Source organism: Chamaesiphon polymorphus CCALA 037 (assembly GCF_003003845.1).
Lineage (GTDB): Bacteria > Cyanobacteriota > Cyanobacteriia > Cyanobacteriales > Chamaesiphonaceae > Chamaesiphon > Chamaesiphon polymorphus.
In genome coordinates this window covers 1-3,877 of the sequence record NZ_PVWO01000527.1, presented here as the reverse complement: position 1 = coordinate 3,877, position 3,877 = coordinate 1, and the positions used below count along the sequence as shown (strand labels likewise).

Annotated in this window: 6 protein-coding genes; all 6 read left to right on the top strand. The window is 43.2% G+C overall.

Going from position 1 to position 3,877, the window contains the following annotated elements; all coding sequences use genetic code 11:
* A partial coding sequence (locus C7B77_RS25755; protein ID WP_181244036.1) for an NYN domain-containing protein occupies positions 1–699 on the top strand: 699 nt, incomplete at its 5' end.
* A gap of 62 nt (positions 700–761) precedes the next feature.
* Entirely contained in the window at positions 762–1,013 is a 252-nt protein-coding gene (locus C7B77_RS25750) for a hypothetical protein (RefSeq protein ID WP_146138520.1), read from the top strand.
* Positions 1,014–1,350: 337 nt separating this feature from the next.
* Positions 1,351–2,016: a hypothetical protein gene (locus C7B77_RS25745; RefSeq protein ID WP_106311698.1), complete on the top strand. Its 666-nt coding sequence runs from the start codon at positions 1,351–1,353 to the stop codon at positions 2,014–2,016.
* 129 nt (positions 2,017–2,145) lie between these two features.
* Positions 2,146–2,589, top strand: coding sequence for a hypothetical protein (locus C7B77_RS25740; protein ID WP_106311695.1), 444 nt, complete (start codon positions 2,146–2,148; stop codon positions 2,587–2,589).
* Positions 2,590–2,667: 78 nt separating this feature from the next.
* Positions 2,668–2,997, top strand: coding sequence for a hypothetical protein (locus C7B77_RS25735; RefSeq protein ID WP_106311692.1), 330 nt, complete (start codon positions 2,668–2,670; stop codon positions 2,995–2,997).
* On the top strand, positions 2,975–3,550 hold the full coding sequence (locus C7B77_RS25730) for a hypothetical protein (RefSeq protein WP_106311689.1): 576 nt from the start codon (positions 2,975–2,977) through the stop codon (positions 3,548–3,550). The genes C7B77_RS25735 and C7B77_RS25730 overlap by 23 nt, the downstream gene beginning before the upstream one ends.
* The last annotated feature ends 327 nt before the right edge of the window (positions 3,551–3,877 follow it).

Sequence of the window (3,877 nt, the reverse complement as noted above, 5' to 3'; positions counted from 1 at the left end):
CTGGGAGAGCTTACGAATCAATTAGAACATCAAGTTCTAATCCAAAAAACTCAACTAAATCTCCAAGTTCGTGAGATTCATAAAATCCAACAACTCAACCATAGCCATCGATCGACTATCGCCGCTCAAGCCCAAGAAATTGTCGATTATCAAACCACGATCGCGCAGCTAAATAGTCTGAGAGCAAAGGAAGAAACCAAAAGTAATGTTATTCCGATTAAACAATCAACCACTCATCTACTAGTAGATGGTAATGCGATGTATTTTGTCGAAAAAGAGCTAGGCAAGCTCGACTATCAACTCATCCGCAAAACATTAACTCAAGGAGCAAATAAAGTCAAGTGTAAATTTTATCTTGCCGATACAGGCAGCCAATCTCAAAAACACTTTATCGCCTATTTGAACCAAATTGGTTTTGAAGTATTACTCTTCCCAATGGTTGACATTGGCGGTGGCAAATATAAAACCAAAGGTGATGATGTTCAAATAGCGATCGATGCCGTTGCAGCGGCTCCTGGCGATCGAGTAATTCTCTGCGGTGGTGGGGATGCTGACTTTTTCCCCGTCGTCAACCGACTTAAAGATAAGGGGATCGATTTTACCGTAGTCGCCCATCTCAAAACCACTGGGAAAGCTCTCAAACAAGCTGCGGGTAGTAATCTCATCGATTTATCCCACATCCTCTCTTGTACAGCCTAGTACCGCTGTGACATAGTTTTGAACCAAGTTTTAATTCACTTTACCTAACTAATTGGCAAGTCATGATGAACCCTTTCAAATTTGTTTCTAATTCGATCGCTATCGTCCTCACCTGTGTTTTTGTTGGGTGGTTAGGGCTGACTATTTTTAAACTGGGGGCGAGTGCAGAACGCAATCCCTTCCTTAAACCTATCGCTCATAGCCTGCTGGGGATTGAAGAACAGAAAGATGATAACGATTGGTTATCAAAAGCAGGTGGTTTATTGAATGGTTCTGGCGATCGCCAACAGCCAGAGCGTTGCCCATCTCGTTAAATCAGTTGACAGTTGACAGTTGACAGCGTTGTTTTTTGGGATGGGATTTAAACCCCATCCCCAAAGAATTCCGCCTATAGAGGCAGGAGAATTAGACCGAGTATATTTGTTAATCTTTGTTCACCCTCTTACACCAGAAAAGCTCTTTTCTGCCGATATGTCAATCTATAAATAGTTAAATACGCATCCTAAAAACCGAATTCCTTGCACTGAGTACTTCGTCACTTCGAGTTCGATCGATGCAACGCTCCGCTCACTGTATCGCTTGTCGAAGTGTCAATTCTCAATTCTCAATTAATTTAATAGCAAACCAGAGCAAAAGTAGGAGATCTAAACCATGACATCATCATCAGTACAACCAATTTATCGATCGCCTGCTGCTTGGGTAATTGCATTATTAGCGATCGGGCTTGCGTTCCAGATGTTCGGTTATACCCGAATACAAGGAGTATTAAGTGTGTTCTTTGGCGACACATCCCAATCAAATCAAATCAATCGAGCAGAGGTAACTAAAATTTGTCGTCATAGACAAGAGCAATTGATCGAAAAAGATCTAGTTATCGACGGTAAGTTTGCCGATCGAGTTCAAATCGTAAATAACGCAAATTATACCAGCAATCAAAATCTAGATTGCGATCGAGCGGCTACTGCTCCACCAGGGATCGGTAAAGAGCCAGGAACCGATCTGATTGCGGCTCTAAGCAGCATGGATGAGGTAATTCAACATCAGCGTGTCTTGGGTGCTTCAGGCAAAGTTGCCGCAATTTTAGTTATCCAAGCCGCCGAACCTACCACAGGTAAAAAGGCAATCGATTCGGCGACCCTTTCGGTGCTAGTGCAGAAAATTACCAAGGAGGGATTCTTAACGATTATTGGCCCAGAAACCGTTCTGCAAGGTCAATTGAACCGGACTTTAGCCAAGGTACCAAACGTCAAAGTTTGCAGCTTTGTACAAGCTAAAGAATGTGGTATCGACTGGGTGTTCGATCGAGCTAGAAAATAATCGATCGCTTCCGTTGGTTTCGACTACACTCAACCAACGGATCTGCTGCCAAATAAGGAGGATTTAAAGCCCTCCGCCCTAATAACTTCGCTGTCAACTGTCAACTAATGAAAGGAGCTAAATATAATTATGACCCCCAATCGTCGCGATCGCATCAACCGCTGGAAACGTCTTTCCACCGAAGACTTCAAAAAGTTGAGCCATGACAAACAACTAGCGTTGATTGCAGCGATCGAGCAAGCAGCTAAGGAGGATTTGGCACTCGATCGCATCAATGCCCTCAAACCCCTTACTCAGAGCAAATTCCCAGATAGTTACCGCCAAACCGCTCAAGCGATCGTGATTGCGATCGGCGCGATGACTTTTAGTGCCTCTTCACACCAAGTCGCTAAATACACTGTTCCTGGCATCATGGTGGCACCTGCTACCATTGCTGGCGGTGTCATTGGGGCGGGTATTGCAGATGGGCTGGCTGGAACTGTGATGGTGGGCTGGTTGCTCAATTACAACAGCAAAGCTGCGCGCAAGAGCAAAGTGGCTTCTAAGAGCATCAATGATGGGATGAATATTTAACCCTAAATATCGCTCCTGTTTCGGCTCACTTCTGCTTCACTCAGTACAATTCGATCGACCTACACTAGTGCTAAATTTATGAACCTAGAAGAATTTTACAATATAACCTACCAAGCTCAATTAGAACGAGTTGAATCTAAATTCGATTCACTTCCCAATCCTCTGGTGAAATCTATTTGCGGCGGTTTGATGTCGATCGAGGCAATTACAGTGTTCTCAATCTTGCTACCTAATGGGATTATCGCAGCATTGGTTGGTGCAGCTTTACCCGTATCTTTTCTGTTAGGCATCGCTTATTTATATGCTGAATTCTTTGAATTGCCTTCAGCCTATCGACAACTACTAGACGAATATACTTCTATCTTACAAAAGGATACAGAACCAGATGATAAAACGGCAAGTAATTAAACAAATTATGCGATCGATTGTCAAGTCAAGCGTGACTAGAGTTAATAATGCCAAGAATCTTGAGGCTAGCGATTCTGAGCCTTTGATGTTGTCTACTTTGAAGCAACCAGTAATGAATCCTGCGAAATTAAAGTTAATCCCCGATGACAGAGAGTATCGAGAAGAATTTATCGATCGATATATTGCTTGGATTCTAAATAATGACCCCCAAACACCATTTAAATCAGAATCGATGTTAAAGGCTAATTACGATATCGAGGTATTTAACCAAAGAATAGCCGAGCTAGATTTGGAATATCATCGCTATCATCAACAACGCGCCAAAGGCTATAGAGCCGAGATTGAGAGTCTTCAAACCGCTCGCTTAAACATCGATACAACTGGCAGACCGCAACATGAAGCCCAGCAGTTAATAGCAGCCGCTCGCTCTGCAAAAAAAGCGGAAATTACCGCCAATTATGAAGAGGATTTAGCCGCACTCGATCGCGAATATGCCATTATCAAACAACAGTATGAATCTCGGATTAGTCCAGCTCGTGAGGATTTAAATTAGGTTTGTAAAAATTACTTCATTCCGCTCTTGCGCTCTCTGACTATGGTTGGGGAGCGATTTTGCAGGGTTGTTTTTGGACACTACATTCGGGTCGAACGTTGAAAGATCGATCGAGTTAGAATTAATGCCTGGTAGTTATACCATCTAAATATTTTTTTACTCAAAATCGACGCACCCCCCTCGATCGGCTGAAACGACGTATTTTCGTCGAGGTGCGTCGATGCCTCTGCTGGAGAGGGTTTGAGGGCTTAGTCGATCGTTATTTTCACGGCAAAGTATAATGATTTTAGGTGGTGCGTCGATTTGACGCTTGAAACCTTTACTGCG

Bases quoted from the DNA above. Each gene is read 5' to 3' on its own strand.
- C7B77_RS25740 (WP_106311695.1), top strand. From the start codon at position 2,146: ATGACCCCCAATCGTCGCGATCGCATCAACCGCTGGAAACGTCTTTCC.
- C7B77_RS25750 (WP_146138520.1), top strand. From the start codon at position 762: ATGATGAACCCTTTCAAATTTGTTTCTAATTCGATCGCTATCGTCCTC.
- C7B77_RS25735 (WP_106311692.1), top strand. From the start codon at position 2,668: ATGAACCTAGAAGAATTTTACAATATAACCTACCAAGCTCAATTAGAA.
- C7B77_RS25745 (WP_106311698.1), top strand. From the start codon at position 1,351: ATGACATCATCATCAGTACAACCAATTTATCGATCGCCTGCTGCTTGG.
- C7B77_RS25730 (WP_106311689.1), top strand. From the start codon at position 2,975: ATGATAAAACGGCAAGTAATTAAACAAATTATGCGATCGATTGTCAAG.